The sequence below is a fragment of the Luteibacter sp. RCC_6_2 genome (genome assembly GCF_041360655.1).
Lineage (GTDB): Bacteria > Pseudomonadota > Gammaproteobacteria > Xanthomonadales > Rhodanobacteraceae > Luteibacter.
In genome coordinates this window covers 68930-85853 of sequence record NZ_JBFUPQ010000011.1, presented here as the reverse complement: position 1 = coordinate 85853, position 16924 = coordinate 68930, and the positions used below count along the sequence as shown (strand labels likewise).

Here is a 16924-nt window from a genome sequence, read left to right as displayed (position 1 = left end):
GGCTCTTTTATTCCCGATGGGGGAATAATTCGTTCCAGCGGACGTCCCACGTCCAACCACTCCCCGGCACGGGACCCTCATGTCCGATCCAGGAATCGATGAAGCCCTGCGCACGATGCTGCCGCGCCTGCGGCGCTTCGCGCTGTGGCTCGCCCGCGATGCGAGCGCGGCGGACGACCTGGTCCAGTCCACGATCGAACGGGCATTGACCCGATGGCACACCCGGCACGACGACCAGAGCCTGCGCGCCTGGCTGTTTTCGATCTTGTACCGGCTGTTCCTCGACGGCAAGCGCCGCGCCGGCCGCTATGCCAGGCTGCTCGGCTCGCTGGCGCACGAGGAAGCCAGCTGGCCATCCGCCGAGCGTGTCGCCACGGCCCATTCGACCCTGGCCGCGTTCGCCGGGCTGCCGGTGGAACAACGCAGCCTCCTGATCTGGATCACCGTCGAGGGCATGAGTTACCAGGAGGTCGCCGACATCCTGCAGGTCCCCATCGGCACGGTGATGTCCCGCCTCTCCCGCGCCCGCCGCACCTTGCGCCGGCTGGGCGAAGGCGAGGTGCGGCCCCCTTCCCTGCGGCTCTTGAAATGAACACACCCCCGAGCGAACACGATATTCACGCCTACGTGGACGGGCACCTGGACGGGCCACGTCGCGGCGAGGTCGAGCGTTACCTCGCCCGGCATCCCGACGAGGCCGACGAGGTCCAGGGCTGGCGGCAGGACGCCCAGCAGCTGCGCGCCCTGCTTGCTGGCGACCTTGCGGAGGCGCCGGCCCCCCTGGACCCGGCCGAGATCCGTGCCCGGGCGCGGCACCGCCATGCGGTCCGCTGGGCCACGGCCGCCAGCCTGCTGCTTTGCCTGATCGTGGGTGGCCTCGGCGGCTGGGCCGCGCGCGGCATGGGCACCGGAAACGCCCCCATGGCCGACGCCATGCAGGCCTATCGCCTTCTCGCGCTCGATCACGGCGTAGGCATGGATATCACCACCGGCAACGAAGGCGACCTGCGGGCGTGGCTCTCCGGTCGCGTCGGTTCGAACGTGCGCCTGCCCGACCTCGCCGATGCGGGCTTCCGTCCCATGGGAGGACGGCTCTTCGCCACCGACCAGGGACCGGCGGCGATGGTGCTCTACGACGATGGAAACGGCCACACGGTGAGCTTCTACGTGCGCCCACCCGGCCCGGCCCGGCACCTGCTACCGCGTGGCAGCCGCGAGGACAGCGGCCTGCTGGCGAACTACTGGTCCGACGGGGGCCACAACTACGCCGTTGTGGCCATGGCCGACAATGCGGGCCGCTCGGCCGCCGAGCGCGTGGTGGGCAAGTCGATCTAGCGCTCGTGCAACTCGCCCGAATGCAGTTCGAGCGTGCGGTCCATGCGACCGGCCAGGCGCGAATCGTGCGTGACCAGCACGAAGCTGGTGCCGATCTCCCGGTTGAGCTCGATCATCAACTCATAGACGTGGGCCGCGTTGGCTTCGTCGAGGTTGCCGGTGGGTTCGTCGCCGAGTACGCAGGCCGGGCGCGTGACCAGCGCACGCGCGACCGCGCAACGCTGGCGCTCGCCGCCCGACATCTCGGCCGGGCGGTGGCGCAGACGCGCCCCCAGCCCCACGCGCTCGAGTAGCGCGGTCGCCTCTTTCTGCGCCTGCCCGATCGAGACGCCGCGGATCAACAGCGGCATGCACACGTTTTCGAGCGCCGTGAACTCGGGCAGGAGGTGATGGAACTGGTAGATGAAGCCCAGCGAGCGATTGCGCTCGCGGCCGCGCTCGGCATCCGAGAGCTCGGAAAGGACGCGGCCGTTCACCTCGACCTTGCCCGCGCTCAACGTGTCCAGGCCGCCGATGATGTGCAACAGGGTCGACTTTCCCGACCCCGACGCGCCCACGATGGACATGGTCTCACCGCGGCGCAGGGAGAAGTTCACGTTGGACAGGACGCCCGTGCGCAGGTCGCCCTCTTCGTAGACCTTGGCGACGCCGATGGCGCGCAGCACGATGTCGTCGTTCGGCTTATTCATAACGGAGTGCCTGGGCGGGCTGCGTGCGCGAGGCGCGCCACGCCGGATACAAGGTGGCCAGCAGCGAGAAGGCGAATGTCACCAGCACCACCCAGCCCACGTCGGACCAGAGCAACTGGCTGGGCAATTCGCTGATGTAATAGACATCCGGCGAGAGGAAGGTCTGCCCGGTCACGTGCTCGATCCACTTCACCAGCCCGGGCAGGTTGAACGACAGCAGCGAGCCGAGCAGCACGCCGAGCCCGATGCCCACGATACCCACCAGCAGGCCCTGCACCATGAACATGCCCATGATGCTGCGCGGCGTCGAACCCAGCGTGCGCAGGATGGCGATGTCGGCCTGCTTGTCCGTCACCAGCATCATCAGCATGGAAATGAGGTTGATCACGGCGACGAGGATGATCAGCGAGAGGATGACGAACATCACCGTCTTCTCCATGTCGATCGCGCGGAAGAAGTTGGCGTGGGTATCCATCCACGTTTCGACGCGGTACGCCTGGCCGAGCTTGTTGACCAGGTCCTGCGCCACCGGGAAGGCGGCACGCATGTCGTCGAGCTTGAGCCGGATGCCCGTCGGGCCATCGAGTCCGTTGAGGCGCTGCGCGTCCTGAATGTCGATCAGCGCGAGGTTCGCGTCGTATTCCTGCATGCCCAGTTCGAAGATGCCGCTGACCGTGAAACTGCGCAGCTTCGGCACCGCCCCCATGGGCGTGGCCGTGAACTGCGGTACCACGACGGTGACCTTGTCGCCCACGCTGACGCCGAGCGCGAGGGCCAGTTCCCGGCCCACGATGATCTTCCAGCCGCGATCGGTGAGATCGCTCATCTTGCCTTCGACCATGTGCTTGTCGATGTCGGAGACGTTCGGCTCCATCGACGGCAGGATGCCGCGGATGATGGCGCCACTGGGCCGCTTGGCCTGCAGGAACGCCTGGATCTCCACGTACGGCGCGGCGCCGCGCACGTGCTTGGTGGCTTCGGCGGTCTTCACCGCCCGCTGCCAGTCCTGCACGGTTTCATCGATGCCGGACACGGTCACATGGGACACGGCGCCGAGGATGCGGTTGCGCAATTCGCTGTCGAAGCCGTTCATCACCGACATCACGGTGATGAGAGCGGTCACGCTGATCGCGATGCAGACGATCGAGACCGTGGAAATGAAGGAAATGAACTGGTTGCGGCGCTTCGCGCGGGTGTAGCGCAAACCAATGAAGAGCTCGAGGGGTCTGAACATACCGGTCGACAACAGCCTTTGGTGAGTGGGCCGCCACGAAAGGCATGCACCGCGCGGCAGAGTGCCCGATGCGGACGGTCGGGGCAAGCCAGGGCCTCGCGCCCAGACAGCGAGGCTTTGGGTTTCAGGGGGCTTGCCGGGTTGAAAGGTGGGCCCGCAGAAGGCGAAGATCGTCGGCCGGCGTGTTGTCGGGAAGCAAGGCCACCCGCCCCTCGCCATCGCGCCAACGAAGGCGCAGGAAAACCGATGTGCCGAATATCCGTGCGTCTTTCAGGTCGGCGGGCCGCTCGCCACCACCGCGCAAGCGCACCGACCAGGCATCGTCCAGGGTCCAGCGCAAGGAGACGATGGCCGATCGCCGGAACGCCACGAGACGCCGATACCCGTGCCATGCGATGGCGGCGGCGAACAGCCAGGCGATCGTCCGGGGCAGCCCGGTGAACAACGGGGCCATCGTGGCCAGCGCCACGATGCCCGCACCGAAACGGCTCAACGTGGCCGACGGCCGTATGTCAAAGCCGGTACCTGGAACGGATGTCATCGATGATCGCCTGCCAGTCGTGGCGGGGAGCGCGGGCATGGCCCATCACCCAATCCCAGAGATCGGGATCCTGCACGTCCAGCAGTTCGTCGAAAGCCAGCCGCGTGGCTTCGTCAGCGTCGGCGAAGCGCTCGTCGAGCCACCCGCCGAACAGGCGATCGAGCTCCCGCGTCCCCCGGCGGGTACGCCAGCGCAGGCGTTTGAGGCGGGCTTCTTCCATTACAGGTCACCGAAATCACTGTGGGAGCCGGACCCTGGTGGAAGCCGGACCTGGTGGGAGCCGACCTTGTCGGCGATCCCGCGGCAGCGGGCAAGGTTATCGCAAGCACCCATCGCCGACAGGGTCGGCTCCCACCAAGCCAAGCCAAGCCAGGTCAGGTCAGGCCGGGCCGGGCCAGGTCGGGCTTAGCCGAACCGGCCGGGCCTAGCCTGGGCCGGCGGGTGCTCTCAGGCCGAGCGGCGCTGCACGATCAGCTTCTTGATCTCCGCGATCGCCTTCGCCGGGTTGAGACCCTTCGGGCAGGTGCGCGCGCAGTTCATGATCGTGTGGCAACGGTAGAGCTTGAACGGATCTTCCAGGTCGTCCAGGCGGGCGCCGGTGTCCTCGTCGCGGCTATCGACGATCCAGCGGTAAGCCTGCAGGAGGATCGCCGGGCCGAGGTAACGGTCGCCGTTCCACCAGTAGCTCGGGCACGAGGTCGAGCAGCAGGCGCAGAGGATGCACTCGTAGAGACCGTCGAGCTTCTTGCGGTCTTCCGGCGACTGCAGGCGCTCCTTGTCGGCGGGCGCCGGGCTCTGCGTGCGCATCCACGGCTTGATCGAGGCGAACTGCGCGTAGAAATGGGTGAGATCGGGAACGAGGTCCTTCACCACCGGCATGTGCGGCAACGGGTAGATGTTGACCGTGCCGCTACCGCAATCTTCGATGGCCTTGGTGCACGCCAGCGTGTTGGTGCCGTCGATGTTCATCGCGCACGACCCGCAGATGCCTTCGCGGCACGAGCGGCGCAGCGAGAGCGTCGAGTCGATTTCGTTCTTGATCTTCAGCAGGGCGTCGAGAACCATCGGACCGCACGCGTCGAGATCGACCTCGTACGTGTCGGTGCGGGGGTTCTGGCCGTCGTCCGGCGTCCAGCGATAGACCTTGAAGGTGCGCACGTTCTTCGCGCCCTTCGCCGGGAAATGCTTGCCGGCCTGAATCTTGGAATTCTTGGGTAGCGTGAACTCTGCCACGATTGCCTCTCCGGTCCGGTATCAGTAAACGCGCTTTTTCGGCGGCACGACTTCGACGTCGTCCGTCAGGGTGTACATGTGCACCGGGCGGAAGTCGAAGCTGGACTGGCCGGCCTCGTCGATCCACACCAGCGTGTGCTTCTGCCAGTCGTGGTCGTCGCGATCGGGGAAGTCCTCGCGTGCATGGGCGCCACGGCTTTCCGGGCGCTGCTCCGCCGAATGCATGGTGGCCACCGCCTGCGCGAGCAGGTTGGACAATTCCAGCGTCTCGATGAGGTCGGAATTCCAGACCATCGAGCGATCGCTGACCTTGACGTCCTTGAACGAGTCGTACACCGAGGAGATCTTCGCCTTGCCTTCCTTCAGCGTTTCGCCCGTGCGGAACACGGCGGCGTCGGACTGCATGGTCTTCTGCATCTCGGCACGGATCTGCGCGGTCGGCGAGCCGCCGTTGGCGTGACGCAGCGCGTCGAAGCGGCCCAGGATCTTGTCCAGCGCGTTGGCCGGGAGATCCTTGTGCGGCGTGTCCGGCTTGATCAGTTCGGCGCAACGGTGGGCGACGGCGCGGCCGAACACGACCAGGTCGAGCAGCGAGTTCGAGCCCAGGCGGTTGGCACCGTGCACCGATACGCAAGCGGCTTCGCCGATCGCGAACAGACCCGGAACGATCGAATCCGGATCGTCGTCGCGCTTGGTGACCACTTCACCGTGATAGTTGGTCGGGATGCCGCCCATGTTGTAGTGGACGGTCGGCAGGACCGGAATCGGCTCCTTGGTGACGTCGACGCCGGCGAAGATGCGCGCGGACTCCGCGATACCCGGCAAACGCTCGCCGATGACCTCGGGACCCAGGTGCATCAGGTTGAGGTGGATGTGGTCCTTGTTCGGGCCCACGCCACGGCCTTCGCGGATCTCGATGGTCATCGCGCGGCTGACGACGTCGCGCGAGGCGAGATCCTTCGCGTTCGGCGCGTAGCGCTCCATGAAGCGCTCGCCCTCGGAGTTGGTGAGATAACCACCTTCGCCACGGACACCTTCGGTGATCAGGCAGCCGGCGCCGTAGATGCCGGTCGGATGGAACTGCACGAACTCCATGTCCTGCAGCGGCAGGCCGGCGCGCAGCACCATGCCGCCGCCGTCGCCCGTGCAGGTATGCGCCGAGGTGGCGCTGAAGTAGGCGCGGCCGTAGCCACCCGTGGCCATGACGACCGCGTGGCCGCGGAACAGGTGCAACGTGCCCTCGTTCATGTCGAGCGCGAGCACGCCCACGCACTTGCCATCCTCGAAGACGAGGTCGATGGCGAAGTACTCGATGAAGAACGTGGCGTCGTGCGCGAGCGCCTGCTGGTACAGCGTGTGCAGGATGGCGTGGCCGGTGCGGTCCGCCGCGGCGCAGGTGCGCTGCGCGGTGCCCTGGCCGTAGTGCGTGGTCATGCCGCCGAACGGGCGCTGGTAGATCTTGCCTTCCTCGGTACGCGAGAAGGGCACGCCGTAATGTTCGAGCTCGATGATGGCCGGGATGGCCTCACGGCACATGTACTCGATCGCGTCTTGGTCGCCGAGCCAGTCGGAACCCTTGATCGTGTCGTAGAAATGAAAGCGCCAGTCGTCCTCGCCCATGTTGCCGAGCGCGGCCGAGATGCCGCCCTGCGCCGCCACGGTATGCGAGCGGGTGGGGAAGACCTTCGTGATGCAGGCGGCCTTGAGGCCCTTTTCGGCGAGGCCGAAGGTGGCGCGCAGGCCAGCGCCACCGGCGCCGACCACGATCACGTCGTACTTGTGTTGTTGAACCTTGTAGGATTCCATCGATCAGCTTCCGAGCGCGACGCGCAACACGGCCAGTACGCCCGTGAGCGTGGCGAGTACGGCGATGAACTTGATGACGACCAGCGAGGCTACTTCGAGCCAGCGGGTATGGACGTAGTCTTCGATCACGACCTGCAGGCCGAGCACGGCGTGCCGGAACATCGTGATGATGAGCGCGATGAGCAGCACCGCGTTCCAGGGTTTCGCCAGCGTAGCGCGGGCCGTACCGAAATCGGCGTGCGCCAGGCTCACCACGGTGACGACGAACCAGAGCGTGAGGAAGACCAGGCCGAGCGCGGTGACGCGCTGGAGCATCCAGTGGCTCACGCCTTCCTTCGCCGATCCGAGGCCACGGGCGCGGGCGAGCGGGTTGCGCAGGTCCTTGTTCATGCCTGGGCTCCCAGCAGTACGTAACCCCAGACCAGGGCGGTCAGCAGGATCGCGCCGACGATGGAAAGCCAGCTGGAGCGAACGAACGATTCGATCGCGTAACCGGCGCCGGTGTCCTGCACGAGGTGACGGATGCCATTGCACAGGTGGTAGAAGAAGTTCAGCGTCCAGCCGACCATGACGACCGTGCCGAATGGGCTGCCGGCCACGCTGGTGAAGGTTCCGAAGGCTTCCGGACCGGCGGCGATGGAGGCGAGCCCCCAGACGATGATGAGGCTACCGACGGCATTGAGGATGCCGGTGACACGATGCAGGATGGAAGAAACCATCTGCACTTGCCACTTGTAGACCTGGAGATGCGGTGAGAGCGGTCGTCCCGTTTGTGCCATGGCGGCTATCCTGGATTGGAATCGCTATATGCCCGACAGTCTCCCCTCGCCTTCCGGTCGTCAGAAGTCGATGCAGCGTCCGTTCTTTTCCCAATCGCCGTAACGCGTGGGGTCCAAGGGCGCTTTCTCGACCCTGGGTCCACCGTTCGTGGGGGCGATCGGCGTGACGAGCGGCTTCGCCGGAGCGGAATCGTTCGCGTCCTGGGGTTCGGAGGGATTGTCGGACATGGTTATAAAGCCCTAAAAGCGTAATACCTGTGCAACGGCAGCACAACCTTGACGAAAGCCGCGAGGCTTGGTTTGGCCAAGGCTGGACCGTATATCTTACCCCTCCACCCTGCCTTGCGCCTCCCCCATGCCGAGCCGTACCACTCGAACCATCACCCTCGCCGGCCCCGATGCCGCCGCGTTCGCCAACGCCCAGTTCAGCAGCGACGTCCTGGCGCTCGCGACCGGACGCTGGCAGTGGAGCGGCTGGCTGGACCCGAAGGGACGGGTGCGCGCGCTGTTGCAGATCGCCCGCGTCGCGGACGATCGCTACGTCGTGATGCCGCGCGGCGGCGATGCGTCGTCGCTCGCCGCCGATCTGAAGCGCTTCGTCTTTCGTTCGAAGGTGACGATCGATGTATCCGGCGAACTGCACGTGTCCGATGGCAGCGCCGTCGCCGATGGCGATGCGCGCGAGGAAGACGGCGCGCTGGTATTGGGCGAAGGCGACGCGTCGTTGCGTATCGGCATGCACGAGGGCGACGACGCGTGGATCGCACGACATGTCGACAAGGGTTTCGCATGGCTTCCCGAGCAAGCGCTCGGCATGTTGCTTCCGCCCGCGTTGTCGATGGAGCGGCTCGGCGCCGTGGCATTCGACAAGGGTTGTTTTCCCGGGCAGGAAATCGCCGCGAGACTGCATTTTCTCGGTGGACACAAACGCCATCTGCGCATCGTGCGCAGCGATGCTGCACTGCAAGAAGGACGTTCACTGCACGTTGACGGACGTGATGCGGGCATCGTGTTGATGCACAACACATACTCGCCTTCGCCTACATCGCTAGTTGTACTGGACGACACGATGTCGCAGGCGGAAACTCTTGAATCGCAGGGTATACAACTACATGTCTTATCGACGTTTGCCGAATGAAAGTGCGATAACGTCGTAAAAAAATGTTCATGCATGTGTGTGAGTCAAAGCTGAACCGCGCCACTCGCGCACTTGCGCAAATCGACACGCGCCACTAGGCTCCGCCGATCCATTTGCGTGGCCGTGCTGTCACCGCACGGTTACACCCGCGACGATCCGTCGACGATGACGGTTCTGGCGCGACCCGGCCCCCGCCGGAGCACAACGTAACGCGCCTCCCCATGGCGCGTCGTGAGCCGAACTCATTCGGCGACACCCCATGCCGGGCGGCTCCGGACAGCCGCCCAGTAAAGTCACAGTGTGTGACGCCCGCCTCATCCGTGTTTCCTGCATGTATCGGATGTCGTCGGTTGGTCCAGGTAGTAACGGCCTGCCCGCCCGTCTACCGCTCATACGTCCCCCATGGCTCTTCCAAGGCCGCAAGTGACGGAAAAGCTCGTTGGAGGCAGATACACATGAAACTTTCCGCTTTGCTCTGGATGGCGTCCGTCCTTCCAAGCCACCTCGCCGACCAGACGTGCCTGGCGACGACGGTGTACCTCGAAGCACGTAGTGAACCGACCATCGGCCAGTATGCCGTGGCGGAAGTCGCCCTCCGTCGCCGCGATCGCGGCATGGGTGGCAACAATGTCTGCGAAGTCGTGAAGGCTCCGCGCCAGTTCGCGATCACCACCACGCCGAAGGATTTCGAGGTCAACGATCTCGTCGCGTGGAACAAGGCATGGAAAATCGCCGGCGATTCCATGAACAACTGGAACCTGCCCAAGAGCGAACGCCTCGTTTACGTGCCGCAGGCCGATCATTTCGCCACCGTGGCGGTGGCACCGAGCTGGTCGAGCAGCCGGGTCGTTCGCAAGATTGGCGACCACGCGTTCTACGCCGTCAACTGACGCGGGAACGCGCGGGGGAAAAGAGATCCAGGCGGGCAGCTTGGGATCTCCGGGAAAAGGGGCCCTCGGATGAGGGTCTTTTTTTTGCCCGCGGATTTTTTCCTATGGGGAAGCGCTCCATGTGGGAGCCGCTTTTTGTGGGAGCCGCTTTTTTGTGGGAGCCGCTTCAGCGGCGATGGGTGCTTGACTCGGGCATGCCCGCTGCCGCGGGATCGCCGCTGAAGCGGCTCCCACAAGTTGTGGTTCTCACAAGTGGTGGCTCCCACAAGTGGTGGCTCTCACAAGTGGTGCCTTTCACAAGTGGTGCCTTTCACAAGTAGTGGTTTCCACAAGCGGTGGCTTCGTCGGCCGCGTCCAAAAAAAGCCCGCCATGAGGCGGGCTTTTTTTGGACGTCTTTACGGCTGAACGATCAACGCCTGTAAACGCGATCCCCACGCACTTCCACGTAATCTCCGCGGCGAAGCTGCGGGTCCTCGCGCTGCGTCACGGTGGCCCAGCGGCCATCGTCGAGGCGAATCCGCACGCGGAACGCCACGTCGTCGGAACCGTTGCGCTTGCCGACCTGGTTGCCGACGAGGCCGCCTACGACGGCACCACCCACCGTGGCGGCGGAACGACCGTCGCCCTTGCCGATGGTGTTGCCCAGCACGCCACCGGCGACGGCACCGATCACGGCGCCCAGGGGCGAGGAATCCCTCTGCGTGTAGACCTGCTCGATGTCGTCCACGACACCGCACTGCGCGCACCCTCGCTCGGCACCGGAATACACCACGCGATCCTCGCGATAGACGCGACGCGGTTGTTCGTAACACGCGGACAACGACAGCGTGGCCAGGGCCACGGCGACGATGCCGATCTTGCGGACGATGCTATGCATGGCTTACGCCCTCATGGATGGTTCGTGGATCAACGCGCGTCGGATACGACCGACACGCCTTCCTGTACTTCCACGCGATCGCCCGGATCGTGGTCCATGCGCACCGTGCGGGTCACGCCCTTGTATTCGTAGCGCACGTCGTAGGCAACGATCTTGTCGCTGCTGCCCGCCGACACGGTGCTGCACTTGCGGACCGTGCTGGTCACCGTATTGGTTTCCTGGCGGCGCTCCTGGATCTCATGGCCCGCATAGCCGCCGCCGACCGCACCGGCCACCGTCGCCAGCGTGCGGCCCTTGCCGCCACCGATCTGGTTGCCGAGCAAGCCACCCGCCACCGCACCGATGGCGGTACCGGCGATCTGGTGCTGGTCCTTGACCGGGGCACGCCGCGTCACGACCTCGTCATGGCATTCCCGCTGCGGCGCCGACGCCTGTGCACGGATTGGGTCCACACTGACGACGCGCCCGTACTTCGGGCCCGCAGGCTCGGGGGCGGGTGCCGGAGCGGCCTCCGGAGCCGGAGCCGGGGCATTGGCGATGTCGGCATTCGCATCGCGGTTGCAGGCGGAAAGGCTCAACACGAGGGCCGCGCCCAAACCAGCGTTCAGGACGGAAATTTTCAACCTGCTCATAACCCTAATCTCCTAACAAAGGTCAGCGACCTCGATGGCGCCGTAGCCCCATCACCCGGAAGTCGCCTCGGTCACATTTGACAGTCGGTAAACTGAACGACGCCTTAGACTGCATCCACCCTTCATCCCGGCATCACACCGACATGCTCGATCTCGTAGACAGCCACGTCCACCTCGACGATGCCTCGTTCGACGCCGACCGGAGCGCGATGTTCGCCCGCTCGGCCGAGGCCGGCGTACGGCGCTGGATCGTGCCGGCGATCGACCGCGAAAACTGGGCACGGGTGGAACGGCTGGCCACGTCGGACAAGGGCGTCTTCCCCGCCTACGGCTTGCACCCTCTGTTCCTCGAACGCCACCACGACACCCATCTCGACGAACTGCCGGACTGGCTGGAAGGACACGGCGCGGTGGCCGTCGGCGAGATCGGGCTCGATTTCTACGTCGACGGCCTCGACCCCGCACGCCAGCGCGACCTGTTCGTTCGCCAGCTTCATATCGCGAAGGACCACGGATTGCCGGTCGTCATCCATGCTCGGCGTGCTTTCGAGGAAACCATCCACACCTTGCGCCGCATCGGTGGCCTGCGCGGTGTCGTGCACAGTTTCTCCGGCAGTGAGGAACAGGCCCGTCAGTTGTTCGACCTGGGCTTCCATATCGGCATCGGGGGGCCGGTGACCTACGACCGGGCCAATCGCATCCATCGCGTGGTCGCCGGCATGCCCCTGGAATGGCTGCTGCTCGAAACGGACGCGCCCGACCAGCCCTGCTCGCAGCACCGCGGCGAGCGTAACGAGCCCGCCTATATGCGAGACGTGTTGCGGGCCATAGCCACGTTGCGCGACGAGCCGGAGACGGACATCGCCGCGGCGACCACGGCCAATGCCGAGCGCCTGTTCGGTCTGTAGCCCCCCCCCCGGCAAATCGGCATGTTGCGGTATCCAGGCGATGCTTGCTAACCTGATAGTTCACCAGCGAACTATTTACCAGCGAAATGTCCAGCCTCAAGCCATGCGTGGAGGCGCTCTATGAGGGCGTCGGCCGCGTCGCCGGCCGTATCCCGGAGCTGCCGAAGTCCGAAGTGGTCCTCGTCCGCCTGCTGATGTTGACCGCGGGTGCGCTGCTGCGCGAGTTCGAGGACAGGCTAAAGCCCCACGGCTTGAACGACAGCGATTTCCGTACGCTGATGATGCTGTACAGCAGTGAAGACGGTAGCGCCACGCCCGGCGAACTGTGCGTGCTCGCCGAGCAGAAGCCCACCAACATGACGCGCATCGCCAACGTGCTGGCCAAGCTCGACCTCATCTCGCGCTCGCATGCCACGCATGACCGGCGCCAGGTGTTATTGCGGATCACGCCCGCCGGGCGACGCTTCGTCGCCAAGCTGCTGCCACCCATGTTCCCGGCCGTGACGGAGTCGTTCGCCTGCTTCAGCGCCGCGGAACGGAAGACCTTCGAGAAGCTGCTCAAGAAACTCGCCCTGCACATCGACCGTACGGTCGACACGGACGCCAGCCCATGATTCGTATATCGCTCCGCCCCACCCTGCTCGCAGGCGCGGTGGCCGTGTTGCTCGCCGCCTGCCACGTGCCGGCGAAGATCGACCGGCCCGCGCTACGCGAGGAGGCGCCCCTGGCGGGTCTTTCCACCGGCACCCGCGCCGGCTGGCCCGCAGCCGACTGGTGGCGTGTCTACGGCGATCCGCAGCTCGACACCCTGATGGACCTCGCGCTGCGCGGTGCCCCGGACCTCGCCCAGGCCAGGACGCGCGTGGAATCCGCGGAGCAGAACATCCGCGTCGCCGCCGCACAGGCCGGCCTGCGCGTCGACGGCAGCGGCCAGGTCGCGCGTCAGCGGATGAGCGAGCACGGCCTCATTCCTTCGCAATTCCTCGGATTCACCTGGTACAACCAGGCCGACCTCGGCATCCAGGTGCGTTACGACTTCGACTGGTGGGGCAAGAAACGCTACACGATCGAATCCGCGATCGACAGCGCACGCGCCGCCGAGGCGGAACGCTCGGCCGCTTCGCTCAACATCCAGGCCGTCGTCGCGGATACCTATTTCGGATGGCTGGCCGACGAGTCCCGTGTCGCCCTCGCCGACCGCCTCGTCGCCGCACGCGAGCGCGCCTTGCGTATCGCCGAGCTGCGGGTGAAACAGGGCGTGGACGAACCCGATACGGCGCAGCAGGCGCGGGCCGAACTGGCCGGCGCACGGCAGCAACGCGTCGCACTGCAGGGCTCGGCGGATATCCGCCGAGCCTCGCTCGCCACCCTGGTCGGCGTCTCGCCCGCCGAGCTCCCCGCATTGACACCACGACCGCTGCCGGTGGTGACGCCCGGGCTGCCGACGGACGCGGGCACGGACCTCATGGCACGCCGGCCCGACATCGCCGCCAGCCGCTGGCAGGTGGAAGCCGCGCTGCGCCAGACCGACGCCGCCCGCGCGCAGTTCTTCCCCGACGTGAGCCTGAGCGCCATGGCCGGCCTGTCGAGCATCGACATGGACAAGGTCTTCTCGGCCGATAGCCGCGTCTTCTCCCTCACGCCGGCGATCCACCTGCCGATTTTCGAGGGCGGCTCGCTGGAAGCCAATCACGGCGTCACCCGCGCGCAACTCGGCGCGGCGGTCGCCCAGTACAACGCCACCGTGGCCAGCGCCGCGCGCGACGTGGCCACGCAGGCGCTCGGCGCGCAGCAGATCGCCGACCGGCGCGCACAGCAGGACGCGCAGGTCGAGGCGGCCAATGCCTTGCTCGCCAGCGCCCGTGCCCGCGCCGCCCGCGGCGTGCGCGACGACCGCGAATCGCTGGCCACCGAGGCCGCGCTGATACAGCAACAGGACATGGAGGCCGACCTCCATGGCCAGGCCCTGGCCACCGACGTCGCCCTGATCAAGGCCCTCGGCGGCGGATACCGCGCCGAAACCATCGCATCCCCTTCCACGCCTCGCACGAACGGAGCCACGAGCCCATGAGCGCCAACCCGACCGATACGCCGCGCGCCCAGGACGATGGCGGCAACGCGCCGAAGGACAAGCGCAAGCGCACCCGCGCGCTGTTGATCGCGCTGACCCTCTTCGTTCTCGCCGCCATCGCCTGGGTCCTGCTCTGGCTGTTCGTCTTCTCCACCCGGGAGACCACCGACGATGCCTATGTCGGCGGCAACCAGGTGGGTATCTCGGCCCAGGTACCGGGCATCGTCGTCGGCGTCTATGCCGACGACACGCAGCGCGTGAACGCCGGGCAGGTGCTCGTGCGGCTCGACCCGACCGATGCCGACGTCGCCCTGCGCAAGGCCAGCAGCGCGCTCGCCCAGGCGGTGCGCCAGGTACGCCAGCAGACGCAGTCGGCGGCCGGCGCGGACGCCTCGCTCGTCGCCCGGCGACAGGACCTCAAGCGCGCGCAGGACGACCTCAAGCGCCGCCTGCCGCTGCTCGCCGAAAAGGCCGTGGCGCCCGAGGAGGTGCAACACGCACGCGATGCGGTCACCAGCGCGCAGTCCGCGCTCGACGCCGCGCAACGCCAGGCCGACGCCGCGCGTGCCCTGGTCGACGGCAGCGACGTGCAGGGCAACCCGGCCGTGGAACAGGCTCGCGCCAACTTCCGCCAGGCCTGGGTCGCCGCGCAGCGCAACGCGATCGTCGCCCCGATCGACGGCTATGTCGCCCAGCGCAGCGTGCAGGTCGGCAACAGCGTGCAGCCGGGCCAGCAACTGATGACCGTGGTGCCGCTGCACGACCTGTGGGTGGACGCGAACTTCAAGGAAAGCCAGTTGCGCCACGTGCGCATCGGCCAGCCGGCGAAGATCGAGGCGGATATCTACGGCGGCGGCGTGGAATACCACGGCAAGGTGGTGGGACTGGGTGCCGGTACCGGCAGTGCGTTCTCGCTGCTGCCCGCGCAGAACGCCACCGGCAACTGGATCAAGGTCGTGCAGCGCGTTCCCGTGCGCATCGCGCTCGATCCGCAGGACCTCGACAAGCATCCGCTGCGCATCGGCTTGTCCACCGCCGTGACGGTGAACATCACCGACGACAAGGGTGACGTGCTCGCCAAGCAGCCGTCCACGATGCCCGTCGCGCAGACCCGGGTTTACGACGAGGTCGCCGCGAAGGCCGATGCCGCCGCCGACGCCATCGTCCGTGACAACCTCGGAGCCGACGTGCCTTGAGCGACGCCGCCGCCCTTTCCGACGCCGCCCCCGCCAACGGCCCGAAGCCGCTGCATGGCGGGCCACTGGTCCTGCTGACGATCGCCGTCGCGTTCTCCACCTTCATGGAGATCCTCGACATGACGATCGTGAACGTCGCGGTGCCGCATATCGCGGGCAGCCTCGGCGTGAGTCCGAGTGAGGGCACGTGGGCGATCAGCTCCTACGCCCTGGCCAGCGCGATCATGCAGCCGCTGACGGGCTGGCTGGCGAAACGCTTCGGGGAAGTGCGCACGTTCTGTGTATCGGTAGCGCTGTTCGTCGCGTTCTCCATGCTCTGCGGCCTGGCCACGAGCATGCCGATGCTGGTGATCTTCCGCCTCCTGCAAGGCGCGGGCTCCGGGCCGATGGTGGCCTTGTCGCTGTCGCTGCTGCTGGCCAGCTATCCGAAAACCAAACAAGGCATCGCACTGGCGATGTGGGCGATGACGGTGGTGGTGGCGCCGATCTTCGGTCCCATCCTGGGCGGCTACCTCACCGATAATTTCTCCTGGCCGTGGATCTTCTACATCAACGTGCCCGTGGGCGCGGCGGCCGGCGTGGTGACCTGGAGCATCCTTCGCCATCGCGAGACGAAGATCACGCGCGCCCCGATCGACACCGTCGGCCTGGCCCTGCTGGTGATCGGCGTGGGTTCCTTGCAGTTCATGCTGGACAACGGCAACGACCACGACTGGTTCGCCTCGCCGATGATCCTCACGCTCGGACTCATCGCCCTGGTGTCACTGGTCTTCCTGGTGATATGGGAACTCACCGCGAAGCATCCCGTGGTGGATCTCTCGCTGTTCACCCGGCGCAATTTCGCGGTGGGCGTCACCGCGCTCTCGCTGGGCATGCTCGCCTTCTTCGGCATCAACGTGGTGTTCCCGCTGTGGTTGCAGACCACGTTGGGTTACACCGCGACGTGGGCCGGCCTCGCCACCGCGCCGGTGGGCATCCTCGCCTTCCTGGTATCACCCTTCATCGGCAAGAACATCCAGCGGCTCGAATTGCGCGCCGTGGTGACCTTCGCCTTCATCGTGTTCGCCTTCACCGCCTTCTGGTTCTCGGAATTCAACAGCGGCGCATCGTTCGCCACGCTGGTGTTGCCGCGTTTCATCATGGGCATCGCGATCGCGTGCTTCTTCATCCCGCTCAACCAGATATTCCTTTCCGGCCTCAGCCCGGACCAGGTCGCGGGTGCATCGGGACTGGCGAACTTCTGCCGCACGCTGGCGTCGAGCGTGTCCACCGCGGTGACCGTCACCCTGTGGCAGCATCGCACCGAATCGCACCATGCCTCGCTCACCGAATACGTGACGCATGCCTCGCCGGCGACCACGGCGTTCACCCAGCAGCTCACGTCGCTCGGTATTCCGGGTAAGCCGGGGCTCGCGGTGGTCGATCAACTGGTGACGCGGGAAGCGGCCACGCTGGCGGTCAACGACGTGTTCTGGGGGTGCGCGCTGCTTTTCCTCGCCCTGATTCCGATCCTCTGGCTGGCGAAACCGCCGTTCGGGAATGCGGGTGGCGCGGCAGCACATTAAAACAAAGTTAGCTAAATCGATCCAAACCA

20 protein-coding genes are annotated in these 16924 nt (G+C 66.2%); 9 read left to right on the top strand and 11 right to left on the bottom strand.

The window, feature by feature from the left end:
- Positions 1–79: 79 nt before the first annotated feature.
- Both AB6730_RS13365 and AB6730_RS13360 read left to right on the top strand, forming a co-directional pair.
- Positions 80–592 carry a sigma-70 family RNA polymerase sigma factor gene (locus AB6730_RS13365; protein WP_371024090.1) on the top strand — a complete coding sequence of 171 codons (513 nt, stop codon included), beginning with the start codon at positions 80–82 and terminating at the stop codon, positions 590–592.
- Entirely contained in the window at positions 589–1335 is a 747-nt protein-coding gene (locus tag AB6730_RS13360; RefSeq protein ID WP_371024089.1) for an anti-sigma factor, read from the top strand. Before AB6730_RS13365 ends, AB6730_RS13360 begins: the two co-directional genes overlap by 4 nt.
- On the opposite strand, the gene lolD is transcribed toward AB6730_RS13360, so the two are convergent.
- The 9 genes from lolD to AB6730_RS13315 form a co-directional block, all read right to left on the bottom strand.
- Positions 1332–2024 (bottom strand): lipoprotein-releasing ABC transporter ATP-binding protein LolD, encoded by a 693-nt coding sequence (lolD, locus tag AB6730_RS13355; protein WP_371024088.1) that lies wholly within the window; start codon positions 2022–2024, stop codon positions 1332–1334. The two genes, AB6730_RS13360 and lolD, sit on opposite strands and share 4 nt — an antisense overlap.
- A complete protein-coding gene (locus tag AB6730_RS13350; RefSeq protein ID WP_371024087.1) occupies positions 2017–3258 on the bottom strand; it encodes a lipoprotein-releasing ABC transporter permease subunit in 1242 nt (413 codons plus the stop codon). The genes lolD and AB6730_RS13350 overlap by 8 nt, the downstream gene beginning before the upstream one ends.
- A 124-nt stretch (positions 3259–3382) precedes the next feature.
- Positions 3383–3799 carry a hypothetical protein gene (locus AB6730_RS13345; RefSeq protein ID WP_371024086.1) on the bottom strand — a complete coding sequence of 139 codons (417 nt, stop codon included), beginning with the start codon at positions 3797–3799 and terminating at the stop codon, positions 3383–3385.
- Complete coding sequence (locus AB6730_RS13340) at positions 3771–4019, bottom strand: succinate dehydrogenase assembly factor 2 (protein WP_371024085.1); 249 nt, start codon at positions 4017–4019, stop codon at positions 3771–3773. Before AB6730_RS13340 ends, AB6730_RS13345 begins: the two co-directional genes overlap by 29 nt.
- 227 nt (positions 4020–4246) lie before the next feature.
- Positions 4247–5032 carry a succinate dehydrogenase iron-sulfur subunit gene (locus tag AB6730_RS13335; RefSeq protein ID WP_371024084.1) on the bottom strand — a complete coding sequence of 262 codons (786 nt, stop codon included), beginning with the start codon at positions 5030–5032 and terminating at the stop codon, positions 4247–4249.
- Positions 5033–5053: 21 nt separating this feature from the next.
- The gene (gene sdhA, locus AB6730_RS13330; protein WP_371024083.1) at positions 5054–6838 is read right to left on the bottom strand and encodes a succinate dehydrogenase flavoprotein subunit; all 1785 of its coding nucleotides are present in this window, start codon (positions 6836–6838) and stop codon (positions 5054–5056) included.
- A 3-nt stretch (positions 6839–6841) separates the two neighbouring features.
- Positions 6842–7228 (bottom strand): succinate dehydrogenase, hydrophobic membrane anchor protein, encoded by a 387-nt coding sequence (gene sdhD, locus AB6730_RS13325; protein ID WP_371024082.1) that lies wholly within the window; start codon positions 7226–7228, stop codon positions 6842–6844.
- The gene (gene sdhC, locus AB6730_RS13320) at positions 7225–7617 is read right to left on the bottom strand and encodes a succinate dehydrogenase, cytochrome b556 subunit (RefSeq protein ID WP_371024081.1); all 393 of its coding nucleotides are present in this window, start codon (positions 7615–7617) and stop codon (positions 7225–7227) included. The genes sdhD and sdhC overlap by 4 nt, the downstream gene beginning before the upstream one ends.
- Positions 7618–7677: 60 nt before the next feature.
- Positions 7678–7845, bottom strand: a complete 168-nt coding sequence (locus tag AB6730_RS13315; protein WP_371024080.1) for a DUF1674 domain-containing protein — start codon at positions 7843–7845, stop codon at positions 7678–7680.
- A gap of 127 nt (positions 7846–7972) precedes the next feature.
- Between AB6730_RS13315 and AB6730_RS13310 the strand changes: the two genes are divergently transcribed.
- Positions 7973–8755 carry a folate-binding protein YgfZ gene (locus AB6730_RS13310; RefSeq protein ID WP_371024079.1) on the top strand — a complete coding sequence of 261 codons (783 nt, stop codon included), beginning with the start codon at positions 7973–7975 and terminating at the stop codon, positions 8753–8755.
- Positions 8756–9210: 455 nt separating this feature from the next.
- Positions 9211–9645: a cell wall hydrolase gene (locus AB6730_RS13305; RefSeq protein ID WP_371024078.1), complete on the top strand. Its 435-nt coding sequence runs from the start codon at positions 9211–9213 to the stop codon at positions 9643–9645.
- Between the two features lie 410 nt (positions 9646–10055).
- Here the strand turns inward: AB6730_RS13305 and AB6730_RS13300 are convergent, their stop codons facing one another.
- Positions 10056–10523: a glycine zipper 2TM domain-containing protein gene (locus AB6730_RS13300; protein WP_371024077.1), complete on the bottom strand. Its 468-nt coding sequence runs from the start codon at positions 10521–10523 to the stop codon at positions 10056–10058.
- A 29-nt stretch (positions 10524–10552) separates the two neighbouring features.
- Positions 10553–11155, bottom strand: coding sequence for a glycine zipper 2TM domain-containing protein (locus AB6730_RS13295; protein WP_371024076.1), 603 nt, complete (start codon positions 11153–11155; stop codon positions 10553–10555).
- Between the two features lie 143 nt (positions 11156–11298).
- Here AB6730_RS13295 and AB6730_RS13290 point away from each other — a divergent pair, with 143 nt between their 5' ends.
- From AB6730_RS13290 to AB6730_RS13270, 5 genes are all read left to right on the top strand, one after another.
- Positions 11299–12063, top strand: a complete 765-nt coding sequence (locus AB6730_RS13290) for a TatD family hydrolase (protein ID WP_371024075.1) — start codon at positions 11299–11301, stop codon at positions 12061–12063.
- 86 nt (positions 12064–12149) lie between these two features.
- Positions 12150–12677 carry a MarR family winged helix-turn-helix transcriptional regulator gene (locus AB6730_RS13285; RefSeq protein ID WP_371024074.1) on the top strand — a complete coding sequence of 176 codons (528 nt, stop codon included), beginning with the start codon at positions 12150–12152 and terminating at the stop codon, positions 12675–12677.
- Positions 12674–14134, top strand: a complete 1461-nt coding sequence (locus AB6730_RS13280) for an efflux transporter outer membrane subunit (protein WP_371024073.1) — start codon at positions 12674–12676, stop codon at positions 14132–14134. The genes AB6730_RS13285 and AB6730_RS13280 overlap by 4 nt, the downstream gene beginning before the upstream one ends.
- Positions 14131–15330: an HlyD family efflux transporter periplasmic adaptor subunit gene (locus AB6730_RS13275; protein ID WP_371024072.1), complete on the top strand. Its 1200-nt coding sequence runs from the start codon at positions 14131–14133 to the stop codon at positions 15328–15330. The genes AB6730_RS13280 and AB6730_RS13275 overlap by 4 nt, the downstream gene beginning before the upstream one ends.
- On the top strand, positions 15327–16895 hold the full coding sequence (locus tag AB6730_RS13270; RefSeq protein ID WP_371024071.1) for a DHA2 family efflux MFS transporter permease subunit: 1569 nt from the start codon (positions 15327–15329) through the stop codon (positions 16893–16895). The genes AB6730_RS13275 and AB6730_RS13270 overlap by 4 nt, the downstream gene beginning before the upstream one ends.
- Positions 16896–16924 lie beyond the last annotated feature (29 nt).